12 protein-coding genes and 4 pseudogenes are annotated in these 12,876 nt (G+C 70.9%); 11 read left to right on the forward strand and 5 right to left on the reverse strand.

Going from position 1 to position 12,876, the window contains the following annotated elements:
- Window positions 1-873: 873 nt before the first annotated feature.
- A complete protein-coding gene (locus ACWD6R_RS20775; RefSeq protein ID WP_451820042.1) occupies window positions 874-1,833 on the forward strand; it encodes a helix-turn-helix transcriptional regulator in 960 nt (319 codons plus the stop codon).
- Here ACWD6R_RS20775 and ACWD6R_RS20780 read toward each other — a convergent pair.
- Together ACWD6R_RS20780 and ACWD6R_RS20785 are read right to left on the reverse strand one after the other, a co-directional pair.
- Window positions 1,799-2,281, reverse strand: a complete 483-nt coding sequence (locus ACWD6R_RS20780; RefSeq protein WP_451820043.1) for a hypothetical protein — start codon at window positions 2,279-2,281, stop codon at window positions 1,799-1,801. The genes ACWD6R_RS20775 and ACWD6R_RS20780 overlap by 35 nt on opposite strands.
- 389 nt (window positions 2,282-2,670) lie before the next feature.
- Window positions 2,671-2,940 (reverse strand): hypothetical protein, encoded by a 270-nt coding sequence (locus ACWD6R_RS20785; RefSeq protein ID WP_358858468.1) that lies wholly within the window; start codon window positions 2,938-2,940, stop codon window positions 2,671-2,673.
- Between the two features lie 120 nt (window positions 2,941-3,060).
- On the opposite strand from ACWD6R_RS20785, the gene ACWD6R_RS20790 reads away from it, so the two are divergent.
- The gene (locus tag ACWD6R_RS20790; protein WP_030926242.1) at window positions 3,061-3,420 is read left to right on the forward strand and encodes an arsenate reductase family protein; all 360 of its coding nucleotides are present in this window, start codon (window positions 3,061-3,063) and stop codon (window positions 3,418-3,420) included.
- 12 nt (window positions 3,421-3,432) lie between these two features.
- Here the strand turns inward: ACWD6R_RS20790 and ACWD6R_RS20795 are convergent, their stop codons facing one another.
- Both ACWD6R_RS20795 and ACWD6R_RS20800 read right to left on the reverse strand, forming a co-directional pair.
- Complete coding sequence (locus ACWD6R_RS20795; RefSeq protein ID WP_451820044.1) at window positions 3,433-3,585, reverse strand: hypothetical protein; 153 nt, start codon at window positions 3,583-3,585, stop codon at window positions 3,433-3,435.
- A gap of 64 nt (window positions 3,586-3,649) precedes the next feature.
- Entirely contained in the window at window positions 3,650-4,576 is a 927-nt protein-coding gene (locus ACWD6R_RS20800; RefSeq protein WP_451820045.1) for a Gfo/Idh/MocA family protein, read from the reverse strand.
- A 101-nt stretch (window positions 4,577-4,677) separates the two neighbouring features.
- Between ACWD6R_RS20800 and ACWD6R_RS20805 the strand changes: the two are divergent.
- From ACWD6R_RS20805 to ACWD6R_RS20815, 3 genes and pseudogenes are all read left to right on the forward strand, one after another.
- A pseudogene (locus ACWD6R_RS20805) lies at window positions 4,678-4,935 on the forward strand (hypothetical protein); the annotation flags it as partial.
- 112 nt (window positions 4,936-5,047) lie between these two features.
- The gene (glnII, locus tag ACWD6R_RS20810) at window positions 5,048-6,082 is read left to right on the forward strand and encodes a glutamine synthetase (RefSeq protein ID WP_451820046.1); all 1,035 of its coding nucleotides are present in this window, start codon (window positions 5,048-5,050) and stop codon (window positions 6,080-6,082) included.
- A 440-nt stretch (window positions 6,083-6,522) separates the two neighbouring features.
- Window positions 6,523-6,939, forward strand: a pseudogene (locus tag ACWD6R_RS20815) (winged helix-turn-helix domain-containing protein); the annotation flags it as partial.
- Between the two features lie 77 nt (window positions 6,940-7,016).
- On the opposite strand, the gene ACWD6R_RS20820 reads toward ACWD6R_RS20815, so the two are convergent.
- Window positions 7,017-7,520 carry a MarR family winged helix-turn-helix transcriptional regulator gene (locus tag ACWD6R_RS20820; protein ID WP_451820047.1) on the reverse strand — a complete coding sequence of 168 codons (504 nt, stop codon included), beginning with the start codon at window positions 7,518-7,520 and terminating at the stop codon, window positions 7,017-7,019.
- A gap of 70 nt (window positions 7,521-7,590) precedes the next feature.
- On the opposite strand from ACWD6R_RS20820, the gene ACWD6R_RS20825 reads away from it, so the two are divergent.
- The 6 genes and pseudogenes from ACWD6R_RS20825 to ACWD6R_RS20850 all read left to right on the forward strand — a co-directional run bounded on the left by ACWD6R_RS20825 (window position 7,591) and on the right by ACWD6R_RS20850 (window position 12,827).
- Complete coding sequence (locus ACWD6R_RS20825; RefSeq protein ID WP_451820048.1) at window positions 7,591-8,154, forward strand: carboxymuconolactone decarboxylase family protein; 564 nt, start codon at window positions 7,591-7,593, stop codon at window positions 8,152-8,154.
- A 306-nt stretch (window positions 8,155-8,460) separates the two neighbouring features.
- Window positions 8,461-10,416: a hypothetical protein gene (locus tag ACWD6R_RS20830; RefSeq protein ID WP_451820049.1), complete on the forward strand. Its 1,956-nt coding sequence runs from the start codon at window positions 8,461-8,463 to the stop codon at window positions 10,414-10,416.
- Window positions 10,417-10,798: 382 nt separating this feature from the next.
- Entirely contained in the window at window positions 10,799-11,155 is a 357-nt protein-coding gene (locus ACWD6R_RS20835; RefSeq protein WP_451820050.1) for a hypothetical protein, read from the forward strand.
- 417 nt (window positions 11,156-11,572) lie between these two features.
- Window positions 11,573-11,716: pseudogene (locus tag ACWD6R_RS20840) on the forward strand (metal-dependent hydrolase); the annotation flags it as partial.
- Window positions 11,716-12,069, forward strand: a pseudogene (locus ACWD6R_RS20845) (2Fe-2S iron-sulfur cluster-binding protein); the annotation flags it as partial. The pseudogenes ACWD6R_RS20840 and ACWD6R_RS20845, both read left to right, overlap by 1 nt.
- A gap of 35 nt (window positions 12,070-12,104) precedes the next feature.
- On the forward strand, window positions 12,105-12,827 hold the full coding sequence (locus ACWD6R_RS20850) for a TetR/AcrR family transcriptional regulator (protein WP_451820051.1): 723 nt from the start codon (window positions 12,105-12,107) through the stop codon (window positions 12,825-12,827).
- Window positions 12,828-12,876: the final 49 nt, after the last annotated feature.

Below are 12,876 nucleotides of genomic sequence, written 5' to 3' on the forward strand. Positions count from 1 at the left end.
CGGACGCATCGTGGTGCCCGTCCCCGGAGGCATCGTGGTGCCCGTCCCCGGAGGCATCGTGGTGCCCGTCCCCGGAGGCATCGTGGTGCCCGTCCCCGGAGGCATCGTGGTGCCCGTCCCCGGAGGCGTCGTGGTGCCCGTCCCCGGAGGCGTCGTGGTACCCGTCCCCGGAGGCGTCGTGGTACCCGTCCCCGGAGGCGTCGTGGTACCCGTCCCCGGAGGCGGCTGCTGCCCCGGCGGCAGGTTCACGTTCACGCGCAACGTCTGTGATTGCGCCTGCTGCTGTTGCTGTTGTTGTTGTTGCTGCTGCTGCTGCTGCTGCTGCTGCTGAGGTCGCTGCACCAGCCGCTGCGGCTGGAACCCAGGCCTGCATTGCGACCTGAACCCGAGGTCGTAGCCCGCCCTGAACGCCACCTGCTGGTTCAGGGGGAACAGCGCCAGGTAGTCGCCAACCCTGTTCAGGCACGACCGGCCGTCGAACTGGCCGCGAATCACGCCGCTGTTGAATCCGGGATCGCCAGGCCCTACCGAGGGTGCTTTCGAGGGGGCCGCTGCTGCCGCAGCGGCCGGGGGTGGAGCGCCGAACGCTTCCCCGGCGAAACCCGCAGGCAACGCCAGCGAGGCGATAAGCACTGGGCTGAGCCGGACAAAGTACCGCTTGCCACGCATGACTTTCTCCCTTCGCCCCCGGACGAAAGACAGGCGTTCGTGCAGGAACGGTGCCTCTCCCCAACACCTCGTACGGCCAGCCGAACGCCACTTCCAGCAGCAGCATCACACGCGGCCGAGCGCGCATCCAGAAACCGACTATCCTAGGAGTAGGGGTCCCAGGTAATAACCATCCGCAATGTCGCCCAGCAGAGGGAACGACGGATGAATTACGACCAACGGCGAGCGGAGCTCGCGGACTTCCTCAGAACACGGCGGCGAGCACTTCAGCCGGAAGATGTCGGTCTCCCGCCACGGGCATCGCGACGAACCCCCGGCCTGCGTCGGGAAGACGTCGCCGACCTCGCCGGCATCAGCGCCTGCTGGTACTCACGCCTTGAACAGGCCCGGAACATCAGAGTATCCGACCACGTCCTCGACTCGCTGGCCGAAGCCCTTCGCCTCAACACCGAAGAACGCGAATACCTGCTGGCCCTGGCGCACGGGGACGCCCCTTCCAGCGCGAGTGTTTCCCCGGACGGCGTGCCTCCAGCCCTCCAGCGCATCCTGGACAGCCAGCAACCGCATCCGGCCATCGCCCTCGGTCCCCGTTTCAACATTCTTGCCTGGAACCAGGCCAGAACCGATGTCTACGGGGATCTGACCAAAATACCCCCTGAGCACCGTCACATCCTGTGGCTTTTCTTCGGCGGCTATCTGCGGGAACTGATTCAGAACTGGGAGCCGAGCGCTCGCTCCGTCCTGGCAGAGTTCCGCGCAGCCACCGGAGTCTACGTCCAAGAACCCTGGTTCACCGCACTGGTCCGCGAACTGAGCCAGCACAGTGCGGACTTCCGTAGATGGTGGCAGCAGCACGAAATCGAAAGGCACCACGTCACCACCCGGGAGGTGAAGCATCCTTTTGTCGGCAGCATGATGCTGGAAGAGAGCGCGCTCGTCGTCGACGACCGCTCAGGCCGGCGGATCATTCTCGAGATCCCGAAACCCGGCACCGGCACCGAAAACAAGCTGACGGCGCTTTCCTGGCGGTCCCACCGGGTGCAGGCTCCGCCGTGCCATGTGCTTCACAGGCCGGCTTCGGGGAACGGCGGAACAACCACTACCGAACGTGAAGACAGCTGTGGTGCGATCAGTGCCGCAGAGCCGTCCCCACGTCGACCTTGACGTCACCCGACAGCTTGCGGTTGCTGCGGGCGATGGCGTCCTTGGAGGACTTCGGCCCGACGTCGTCGATCGTCACCACCACCGTGTCGAGCAGGTTGCCGTTCGCGTCACGGAAGGTGACCTGCACGGCGTAGGACTTCGCCGAGTCGGTGCCATTCGTCACGGTGATCTTCGAGGTGGCGCGGCCGTCGTGGTCGGTGCTCACCGCGCCCAGCTTGACGTCGCCCTTGGCGTTCACGCCGTTCTTGAAGCCTCTCAGTTTCTCGCCCGCGGCAGCAGTCGCCGAGGCCACCACGTCGGAACCCCTGGATGCCACCGACGCTGCGGCGGAAGCCGCTCCGGACGCCGTGGTGGAGGCGCCGCCGCCGTGCGAACAGGCACCGGCGGTCGACATCACGGCCGTCGTCAGCAGCACGGCCCACAGGCCTCGCGCGGCTTTCCTCGTCATCGTTCCTCCCAGCACTCGTCCGTCGCCCCAGTCAAAGGGTCCGCAGGCCGCACCGCATGCCCGGTATGCCGGACGGGTGAAGGGCCGGACCGGAGCGGAGGCCGTACGCCCGGGCGCGGCTGCCCTGTGGGGTCATACGTGCGGAGGGACGGCCGAGTCCGGTGGCATGAGCGACCTGGACCCGGGCGGCCTCCCCTACCAGCCGCGGTCCGAGCCGCGTCGACGGCGGCAGTCGCGTGTGCCGTAACCGTGGACGACGGCACTCATCGGACTGCCTCGGCGTCCGGGGCCTTCGCCACGGCCGTCTGCGGTGGGTTCTGAACCTGGTGGTTGGGTGTGTGCGCATGTGCCTGTGCCCCCGGCCTCCGGGGGCACAGGCTTCCGGTCCGTCAGCGGCCGTAGCGGATCAGGGCGCGGACCATGCGGCAGGTGGTGTCGGACGGCGGGTGGATGCCGATGCGCTCGGCAGTCGTGCGTATCGTGTCGTTGTCAGCGCTCGACGGGTAGTAGACGCCCGTGTCGAGCAGGGCGATCGCCAGGCGCATGGCCTTCAGGCGGCGGTTGTGGGAGACGTACCACTCGCGGGGCCGGCCCGCGGGGAGCGGCTTCTTCTGCAGGGGTTTGTGGAGCGGCTTGGTCGTGACTGCGGCAACGGCCATGGGCATCCTCCTGGCACGGTCGTGAAACCCTCACGAACTACCTCCATTTTACGGCCCACCACTGACAATCACCCCTGGCCAGCGGGGCTTTCGCGGTGTCCGTCGCGTACCGTTGACCCCATGGAGATCTGGATCAATCCCGCATGTTCCAAGTGCCGCAGCGCAGTGCAGTTGCTCGACGCCGAGGGCGCCGAATACACCGTCCGCCGCTATCTGGAGGATGTGCCATCGCCGGACGAGATCCGGGCCGTGCTCGACCGGCTCGGGCTGGAGCCGTGGGACATCACGCGGACGCAGGAAGCGGACGCGAAGGAACTCGGGCTCAAGGAGTGGCCGCGCGAGGCCGGTTCGCGGGAGCGGTGGATCACGGCGCTCGCCGAACATCCGAAGCTGATCCAGCGGCCGATCATCACGGCGGAGGACGGGACGGCTGTCGTGGCGCGTACGGAAGAAGCCGTGCGGGACGCTTTGGGGCGTTGAGCGCAGCCGGAATCACTCGGTCAGCAGGAAGTCCTCGATCCTGCGGTTGAGTTCGGCGGCGTCCGGGGCGTTTAGCGGCAGCGTGTGGTGCGTGGCGCCGGGGATCGTCGCCGTCCGTCCGTGCGGGAGCAGCCGGGTCGCGGTGGCGGCGACCCGCGCCCGCATCGAGCGCGTGGGCTGACCGGCCCGGTCGGTGCCCGCACGGTGCCGGACGGGCTCTCCCCGCCGTTCAGGACCGTGCGGGCACCGGCCCCGCCTTGGCCTCCGCCTCGGCCAGCAGCTCGGTCATCCGCAGCCCGAACCGTACGTCGCAGGAGTGCGGAACCCCCGTACGTACCGCTTCGATCAGCGCATCGACCGCCGCCCGGAACGACCCCACCGCATCCCCCCACCCGGGCAGCGTCGCAACGCCCGGCTCCCCCCGGATCTCGATCTCCGTACCCACCGCTCCCTGCGGCGCGGCCAGTGCGAGCGTCACCGTGCTGGATGCGCCGGAGGTGTGGCGGAGGATCAGGTGGGTGGTGTCGGCGGGACCTCGGGCCGCGGTCAGTTCCGTCGCATCGCCGAGCACCGGGAGCAGCACCGACAGCGCATGCGGACCGACGTCCCACAGACCGCCCTTGTCACGGCGCCACGGAGACGCCGCGTACTCGCTGTCCGCACCGGGGGCATACAGCGCGCCGATCCACTGGGCGCGGGCGGTGAACCAGCCGTGCCGGCCGGCCTGTTCGGCGATCCAGTCGGACGTCTCCTTCGCGAACCGCAGCGTGCAGAACACGACGGACGCGACCCCCGCCCGGTCGGCCGCCTCGGCGACCTCCCGGGCCCCGGCCACGGTCGTCGCGATCGGCTTGTCCATCAGCAGGTGACACCCGGCGGCCGCGGCGCGGGCGGCCAGCGGGGCCTGGACGTCCGGCGGCAGGGCGAACGCGACGGCGTCGCTCACGGCGAGAAGTTCATCGACGCCCCCGTCACCGGAGTACGCCGTGGTGCCATGGGCGGTCGCGAGCGCGTCCGCCGCCTCGGGGCGGCGCCCCCACACGCCGCTGAGCACGACACCGGGATGGGTGGCGAGGGCGGGTGCCTGGGTGTTCCGGGCCCAGGGGCCCGTACCGAGAAGGCCGATACGCAGGGGAGCGGCGGGCGGTGTCGTCATGGGGGCCAGTCTGCCCGGTCCGCATATCGGGTGGCGGCGTACGACGGTCCGCGGTTACGTTGGCCGAGCACGGACGGCGGGACGGAGCTGCCCGCCGGGGTCTGACCGTGATGCCGCTGACCCGGCTCGCCCTGTATGTCCTGTCCCTGGGCTTCGAAACACGGCACGCCCACCGTCAGCACCTGACCCGGGCGCTGCGCACCGCCGCCCGTCGCGCCGCCGGTGCCCATGCCGGGAGCTGGGGCCGGGTCGCCGCCGTGCTGGACGACAGCTACTCGTCGTCCGGGTCCGGGGAGAAGCGGCGTCGTCCGCTGGCCGTGGCGCTGGCCTGCCACTTCCTGCTGGAGGCGCTGGCCGCGTAACACGGGGTTCACATACGGGCAACGGACGGGAAATCGCGTCTTGCGAAGCTGCGCTGCAGAGACCGGACCGCAGACCGCAGCACCGCAGCACCCCCGAAGGATGGCTTCCGTGACGTTCAAGGCTGAGTACATCTGGATCGACGGCACCGAGCCGACCGCCAAGCTTCGTTCCAAGACGAAGATCATGGCAGGCGAGCCCTCGGGAGACGTCGCGGAGCTGCCCATCTGGGGCTTCGACGGATCCAGCACCAACCAGGCCGAGGGTCACGCCTCCGACCTTGTGCTCAAGCCGGTCTTCTCCTGCCCGGACCCCGTCCGCGGCGGCAACGACGTCCTCGTCCTGTGCGAGGTCTTCACCATCGACATGACGCCGCACGAGTCCAACACCCGCGCCGCCCTGCGTCCGGTCGCCGAGCAGTTCGCCGGCCAGGAGCCGATCTTCGGCATCGAGCAGGAGTACACCTTCTTCGACGGCCACCGCCCGCTCGGCTTCCCCGTGGGCGGCTTCCCGGCCGCGCAGGGCGGCTACTACTGTGGTGTCGGCTCCGACGAGATCTTCGGCCGCGAGATCGTCGAGAAGCACCTCGACAACTGCCTGCAGGCGGGTCTGGGCATCTCCGGCATCAACGCCGAAGTCATGCCGGGCCAGTGGGAGTTCCAGGTGGGCCCGCTCGCCCCGCTGGAGGTCTCCGACCAGCTGTGGATCGCGCGCTGGCTCCTCTACCGCACCGCCGAGGACTTCGACGTCTCCGCGACCCTGGACCCGAAGCCGGTCAAGGGTGACTGGAACGGCGCGGGTGCGCACACCAACTTCTCCACCAAGGCGATGCGCGAGGGTTACGACGCGATCATCACCGCGTGCGAGTCGATGGGCGAGGGCTCGAAGCCGATGGACCACGTCAAGAACTACGGCGCGGGCATCGACGACCGTCTCACCGGCCTGCACGAGACCGCCCCGTGGAACGAGTACAGCTACGGCGTCTCCAACCGCGGCGCCTCGGTCCGTATCCCGTGGCAGGTCGAGCAGGACCAGAAGGGCTACATCGAGGACCGTCGCCCGAACGCCAACGTCGACCCGTACGTCGTCACGCGGCTGATCGTCGACACCTGCTGCAAGGCGCTGGAGAAGGCCGACCAGGTCTGATCCGCATCTGATTCCGTACGAAGGGGCACCCGCCGGAGACGGTGGGTGCCCCTCGTCGTACGGGTGCCGGACCTACTCGGCGGTGGCAGTTGCTGAGCGGCCACTGTCAGTGGCGGGGATGCGCCCGGTACGCAGCAGTGGGTCCAGGACTCACTGGCGCACACTGGTGAGGAACGGTCCGTATCGACGGGTGAGAGAGGCCTGCAGCGGCGCCGCCTACTCTGGTCTCATAGGGGCATGGCCAGCTTCCAGTACACCGCGCCGGGTCGCAGCGACCTCGAGCCGTTCTGGCCTTCTCGTCAGCATCACGACTTCGACCGGGTGTGTTGTCGCGCGTGGAACGCGCAGGCCCTCTAAAGCCGCTCACTCCGGTCTTCGGTCCGCGCGCACGACGCAAGTCCGTCCCTCGACGACTCCTTCGCGCGAAAGAGCTGACCTTCATGGCGAACACTCGTACATTCTCCGCCGCCACCGCTGTCACCCCAGCAACGCCGGCGACCGCTGCGGCCCCACCCTCCGCCCGCTCCGTCTCCCCAAACCGCCACCGGCTGCGCGCCGTCGACCCCGACGAGGTCGTCCAGCCGGCGGATGTGGCCGGCTTCCTGCCGCCGGGCACCACCTGGCTGCCCGCACCTCAGCACACCCTTCCCGCCCTGCCGGGCCGGCCGCCGATGATCGGCTACCTGGTGCTCGTACCGGCCGATCAGCAGCCCGCCGTCGCGGCGGCCGCCGCGGCCGCCGCCCAGCGGATCGTGCCGCAGCCGGTGGAGACCCCGGCCTCGGCCGGTCCGGTGCGCATCGACACGGTGCAGCGCACCGCGGCGGTGGACGGCAACACGCTCGACCTCACGTTCCTCTCGAACTCAGATGCAGCGCGGTCGCCCCCAGGTGGGGTGCGGCCCGGGACTCCAGGACCTGTTGACCTGGCGGCATCTCAGCCGTTGAACCATGCTGCCGCGTCGAGCCGGAATGCGCCGACGGGCGCCATCGCGCGCAGGTCGGACTCCAGGGCGCGCAGCCGCTCGGCCCCGAGCGCCCGGGACCACTCGGCGTGCAGCCGGTCGAACCCCTCGGCGGACCGGACCAGTACGTCGACACCGCGCGGGGTGACCCGGACCAGCTTGCGGCGCCCGTCCTGCGGATCGTCGACGCGTTCGACGTAACCGAGACCCTCAAGCCTGTCGACGGTCTTCCCGGCGGCCTGCTTGGAGACGCCGAGCCGCCGGCCGATCTCACTTGCGGTCGCGCCGTCACGGCCGACGGCCTGGAGCGCGAAGCCGTACGCGGGCCGCACGTCGGGGTGACCGCTCTCGGCCAGCTCCCGGTGCAGCTCATCGATGATCGTCCGGAACCCGGCGAACAGGAGCAGGGGCAGCTCGAAGCCCGCACCATCCCCGGCGGTCGCCGCCTCCTCAGCTCGCCCCGCCGGCTCAGCCATTGCGAAACTCGACAACTTGCTTTACGTTTTCGTCAATCACATTGTCGAGTTTACCGCGAGAGGTCACGCCATGCCCGCATCCGCGTTCCCCGACCACACCCTCGAATCCGCCCCCGCCGCCGCCCGTCGCACCATGAAGGCGGTAGCGGACAAGCAGGGATATCTGCCCGCTGCCGTCGGCCGGCTGGCCACGTCGCCGCAGCTGCTCGACGGCTTTCTGAAGATCAGCGCGATCTTCGAGTCGACCACCCTGGACCCGCTCTCCCGCGAGGTCCTGATCATGACGATCGCCACCCGCAACAGTTGCCACATCTGCGTGGCGATGCACACCGCGAAGCTCACCGCCCTCGGCGCGGACGCCGACCTCATCGCCGCACTGCGCGAGGAGAAGCCACTGCCGCTCCCGGACGAACGACTGGAATCGGTGCGGCAGTTCACCCTGGCCGTCATCGCCACGGCGGGCGCGGTCGACGACGACACGCTGCAGGCCTTCCTCGCGCACGGCTACACCCACCGGAACGCCCTGGAAGTGGTTCTGGGCATCGGCGCGTACACAATGTCGACGCTCGCCAACCGGATGACCGACGCACCCGTCGACCCCCAGCTCGCCGCGTTCGCTCCCGCCCCCATGTGACCCGTTTTGCGGACCGCCCGGAGAGGCTGGACGGGCTGGCCCCGTGCAGTCTGCGCGCCGACGACAACAACGCCTCCGGCACTGACGGCGGCAGCGGACAGGGCGGCGACCAGGCCGACAGTCAAGGAGCTGCCCCTGACCGTTGTCGCCGCCCTGGCCGGAACGACGTCCTCGTCGCATCTCCAGCTGCGTCACCATCCGGCCATCGCGCCCCTCCGCGCTCCGTCGCGCGGCCGAACGGCCGGATCCGAGGGAACCGTTCGCGGGCCGGGGTGACCATCGCACGATTCGCTCGTTCAGCTGAATGTGCGCCCACTGTCAGAAGTACCGTCCGCCACCGCCCCGGTCGATGTGGAGCAGGCCGAGGCGGCGCTCGTCGAGCACTATCCGCGGCTGGTCCGGCTCGGCTACCTCGTCCTGCCGCCCTCCCTCGGCCGCAACCGCCGCGTTCTGACAGCGCACTCCCTCGCCCAGCGGTCCCTGCCGCTGAGGCGCCGGACGGCGTTCGCGGCCGACGACGGAGTCCCTCTCCCCCGCCGCCCCGCCGGCGGGACGGCGGTCGACCCGGGCTATGCGCACGTCCGGCAGCGGGTGGTGAACACCGCCCTGGAGGCGGGCCGCCCCCTGCGCCGCCTGGCCTGGCCGCACAGGTCCCAGCTGCCGCCGCTCCTCCCTCTGGTGTGGGGTCTGCGCCTGCTCCCGCACTCCGGAGGTGCGGACGAACTCGCCCTGGACCAGGCACTGTCCGCGCTCTCCGGGCCGGCGCGCGCGGCGCACGTCCTGCGCGGCCTGGAGGGCCTCGCGGACGGGGAGGTACGGCGGGTGCTCGCCGCCGCAGGAGTGGCGGACCCGCACGCGGCGCTGACGGAGGCGGACGCGGTGGCGGCGCCGTACGCACTCCTGGACTCCACGGAGTTCGACCCCTGTTCCCTACAGGCCCGCCCGCCTGATCTGCTGCGCCGCCGCCGGCGCGCGAAGGCGGCGCTCGCGGCGGTCGCCGCACTCCTGGTGTGCGGGGCGCTACTGGGGCTTCCGGGCAACGGCTGGGGCCGGGACCTGGCGTCCGCGCCGCTGTACGCCCGTAACCCGGCGGCCGAACAGGCCCTGGAACCCCCCGCGTTACTCAGGGTGCCCGCCGCGTACTGGCAGCGCTCGCCCCGGACCGACTTCACCGCCTGGCCCACCCGCGGCGACCGCACCGACGACACCCGGCTGCTGCGGCGCGCACTCACCGCCTGGGCGCGTCCAGGCCCCGCCGTCCGGTCGTCCACGACGCCCGGGACGCCGGTCGGGCCGCCGATGGGGCCCCCGCAGCTGCTGTACGCGGGCGAGGTGGGCGCGGCCGCGGTGGTGTTGTTCTACGACGGGCTGCGCATCGTGCGGTACGCGGAGGCACGCGACGCCGATCCGGCTCAGGGCGCGGCGCTCGACTTCGCCCGTGTCGACAGTGCGGACGCGTCCTCCGCCGACGCTCTGATCGTGAGCCGTGGCGGCGGCACGGTCCGCTATCTGACGGCTCCCTGGGTGCGGCAGGTGTCCGTACGGGATCTGCTCGCGCCCGGCCGGTCCGCCTGGCCGCTGCACCGCGACCGGAACGGCGTGACCGATGTGCTGGCGAGCCCGCAGACGGCCGGGGACTGCCGGTCCTGGTCCGCCGTCGAAATGCATGACGCCACGGTGACACGTCTGCTGACGGACCTCGGTGAACTCGCCCCGGCCCGGCTGACCTCCGGGTCGCCGTCGGCGCCGCACGATGTGTCCGGGCGGGCGGAGCGGGAGAGCTGGGCACGGACCGCCTGTCTGCTGAGGGCGGTGCGGTCGCGCGGCGTGCGCTCGGTGAACTCCTGGCCGTACGCGCGGCAGTGGCTGCCCGAGGGCAACGGCTTCGCGCAGTGGCTGTGCACCCGGGCGGAGACCTGGCGCGGCTCGGGAAGCAGGGTCTTCGCCCAGTTCCAGGCCCCGTCGGCGCAGTCCGCCGCCGGTGGCGCGGTGCCGCCCGGGGCGGTGGCGGCGCGTGCGGAGGACTCGCCGGCCTGCGGGGAGCGGGATCCGCGGGTGCTGGCGGGCGTGCTGTGGAAGTCGCGCGGCGGCCGGTGGTACGTACTGGCGGCGGGCAGCACGGAGTTCGCCTCGCTGACCACCTCGGGCGGGGTGGAGGGCCGGGCGCAGGGGCATCTGCTCGCGGTACGGGCACGGGCGGGCGACCGGGCGCGGCTGAACGGGCTACTGGCGGACGGCAGGCGGGTGGGCGCTCTGCGCTGACTGCCGCCGTGCCGTTTCCCCTGGTGCACGCCGTGATCCTCCGCTCGGCCGGTTCATGGTGCCCAGCGGCGGACCCTCCGGCGTGCCCGCGGAATCAGGACGCGCAGTCGCTGCCGGACGTGCGTGCCCCCGATACCGCGGTGGGGAACCTGCAGGTGGGACGGGGCGCCGAGGGGCTGATGGCGACGGTCACGGGAGGGGATGGGGGGAACGGATGGAGATCCACGGATTGCCTACAGGAGTCGGTTCCACGATCGGCGGCATTCCAGCCGATCGGGTGTCTTGGAGCGCGTGGCGCGGCCGTCGAAGGTCGTCGGGGGGCGACGGTTGCGGTGTCCAATCCGAGCAGGCGCTTCGGCGCCTGCTGCGACAGGAGATTTCTATGCATGTTTCCCGCTTCGCTGCCACAGTCTGTGTGGCCGCCGTCGTCGTGCTGGGCGGCGCCGGCGCAGCTCAGGCCGCCGCCCCCGGCGCCGCCGGCGGTGCCCACTCCCTGCAGGCCAATGACGGTCGGCACGGGGATGGCGACCGCCGGGACGACTGGCGCTGGGGCCACGACCGCCGCGACGACAGGCGCTGGGACCGCGACTGCCGCGACGACGACAGGCGCTGGGGCCACGACCGCCGCGACGACAGGCGCTGGGGCCACGACCGCCGCGACGACAGGCGCTGGGACCGCGACTGCCGTGACCACCGACGCCACGACCACGACCGGTACCGGGAGTACCGTTCCCGCTGATCCGATCCGAACCGCAGTATGAACTGGGCCCGTGGCGCCCTCCATCGAGGAGGAACGCCACGGGCCCGACGCGTGCGCCCCGGCTCGGCCGCGCAGCCGGCTGGGCGCGACCTGGGAGCGAACTGGGAGCGAACTGACGGCAGTCGCTGGGCCACGCTCTCGGTTCTGCTGCTTTTCCCTATGCTCCCGGGTGTTGGCGGCGTGGGTCCTGGGGCCTTCGCGCCCGCACCTGAGCCGACGACCGGCGCTCGGACAGGTTCACATTGCACCGAGCTGAGGATGGCGACGCTCTCGTCATCGATCGAGCGCGATCTGGCCGAAGCAGGCACTCGATCGCTGTCCGAAGCTCACCGAACGCAACGGACAGCGCCCTCCGTTACCCACCGATCAGAGGCTGCAGGAATTCGCTGCACGCCCCTGTTCCCCCCGCGTACCCGTCAGTACATTGACAGCATGTCTCACACGCAGCCAGCGGCGGTCGCGTCGGAGCGAACCGAGCTGAAGGCCCGCAAGGTCTCGTTCGCCTGGGAGAAGACTCCCCTCCACTGGGTGCCGGGCGACCTCTGATGGACGCGGTCACCGCCGCGCTCCCGGCGGACTGCACCCTGCACCTGGAACGCTTCACCGCCGCGGCGCCGGCGGACGGCGACTCCGGCGCCTTCGAGGTGGAGCTGCACCGCACCGGGCGTACGGTCCAGGTCGCGGCGGGCCAGTCGATCCTGGCCGCGGTCCGCGAAGAACTCCCGTATGTCTCGTACTCCTGCGAGCAGGGCTTCTGCGGAACGTGCCAACAGCGCGTGCTGGAGGGCGAGATCGACCACCGCGACGAACTCCTGACGGACGCGGAGCGCGACGACTCGATGCTGATCTGTGTGTCGCGGTGCCGGGGGGAGCGGCTGGTGCTGGACCTTTAGCGTCCCGTTCACCTCGGCCCGGTTAGGCTGTTGGTATGACGACCGGGGTGCGGCGCAGGATGGGCGTCCATGAGCGCAAACAGCAGCTGATAGGCGTCGCGCTGGAGTTGTTCAGCCGCCGCGCCCCCGACGAGGTCTCCATCGATGAGATCGCAGCCGCGGCCGGGATCTCCCGGCCGCTCGTCTACCACTACTTCCCGGGGAAACAGAGCCTGTACGAGGCGGCGCTGCGGCGGGCGGCCGACGAGCTGGCGACGCGGTTCCTGGAGCCGCGCGAAGGGCCCCTGGGGGCACGGCTGTTGCGGGTCATGGGGCGGTTCTTCGACTTCGTGGACGAGCACGGGCCAGGGTTCTCCGCGCTGATGCGGGGCGGGCCCGCGGCCGGCTCGTCGACGGCGAACGCGATGATCGACGGGGTGCGGCAGGCGGCGTACGAGCAGATCCTCGCCCACCTGGGGGTGGAGAAACCCCCGGCGCGGCTGGAGTTGGTCGTACGGTCGTGGGTGTCGCTGGCCGAGTCGACGGCGTTGATCTGGCTGGACGGGCGGCGGATTCCGCGCGCGGAGCTGGAGATGCAGCTGGTGCACGACTTCGCGGCGCTCGCCACGGTCAGTGCGGCGTACGACGCGGAGATGGCCGGCATCGTGCTGCGGGTCCTCGCCGAGGAGCCGGTCGACGGGCCGTTCGGAGATCTGCTGGCGCGGCTCTCCGCCATCTCGCCCGCCGTACCGGCTGTGCCCTCGCGGCGGTTGCCGTAACGGCCTGCCCCATGGCAGGGAGTGGGCTCCCGACCGCGGGGGAGGCCGT

The sequence above is a fragment of the Streptomyces sp. NPDC005151 genome, assembly GCF_053599875.1.

Excerpts from the sequence above, each read along its gene's own strand:
- ACWD6R_RS20775 (WP_451820042.1), top strand. The coding sequence starts at position 874 with ATGAATTACGACCAACGGCGAGCGGAGCTCGCGGACTTCCTCAGAACA.
- ACWD6R_RS20780 (WP_451820043.1), bottom strand. The coding sequence starts at position 2,281 with ATGACGAGGAAAGCCGCGCGAGGCCTGTGGGCCGTGCTGCTGACGACG.
- ACWD6R_RS20785 (WP_358858468.1), bottom strand. The coding sequence starts at position 2,940 with ATGGCCGTTGCCGCAGTCACGACCAAGCCGCTCCACAAACCCCTGCAG.
- ACWD6R_RS20790 (WP_030926242.1), top strand. The coding sequence starts at position 3,061 with ATGGAGATCTGGATCAATCCCGCATGTTCCAAGTGCCGCAGCGCAGTG.
- ACWD6R_RS20795 (WP_451820044.1), bottom strand. The coding sequence starts at position 3,585 with ATGCGGGCGCGGGTCGCCGCCACCGCGACCCGGCTGCTCCCGCACGGA.
- ACWD6R_RS20800 (WP_451820045.1), bottom strand. The coding sequence starts at position 4,576 with ATGACGACACCGCCCGCCGCTCCCCTGCGTATCGGCCTTCTCGGTACG.
- ACWD6R_RS20820 (WP_451820047.1), bottom strand. The coding sequence starts at position 7,520 with ATGGCTGAGCCGGCGGGGCGAGCTGAGGAGGCGGCGACCGCCGGGGAT.
- ACWD6R_RS20825 (WP_451820048.1), top strand. The coding sequence starts at position 7,591 with ATGCCCGCATCCGCGTTCCCCGACCACACCCTCGAATCCGCCCCCGCC.
- ACWD6R_RS20835 (WP_451820050.1), top strand. The coding sequence starts at position 10,799 with ATGCATGTTTCCCGCTTCGCTGCCACAGTCTGTGTGGCCGCCGTCGTC.
- ACWD6R_RS20850 (WP_451820051.1), top strand. The coding sequence starts at position 12,105 with ATGACGACCGGGGTGCGGCGCAGGATGGGCGTCCATGAGCGCAAACAG.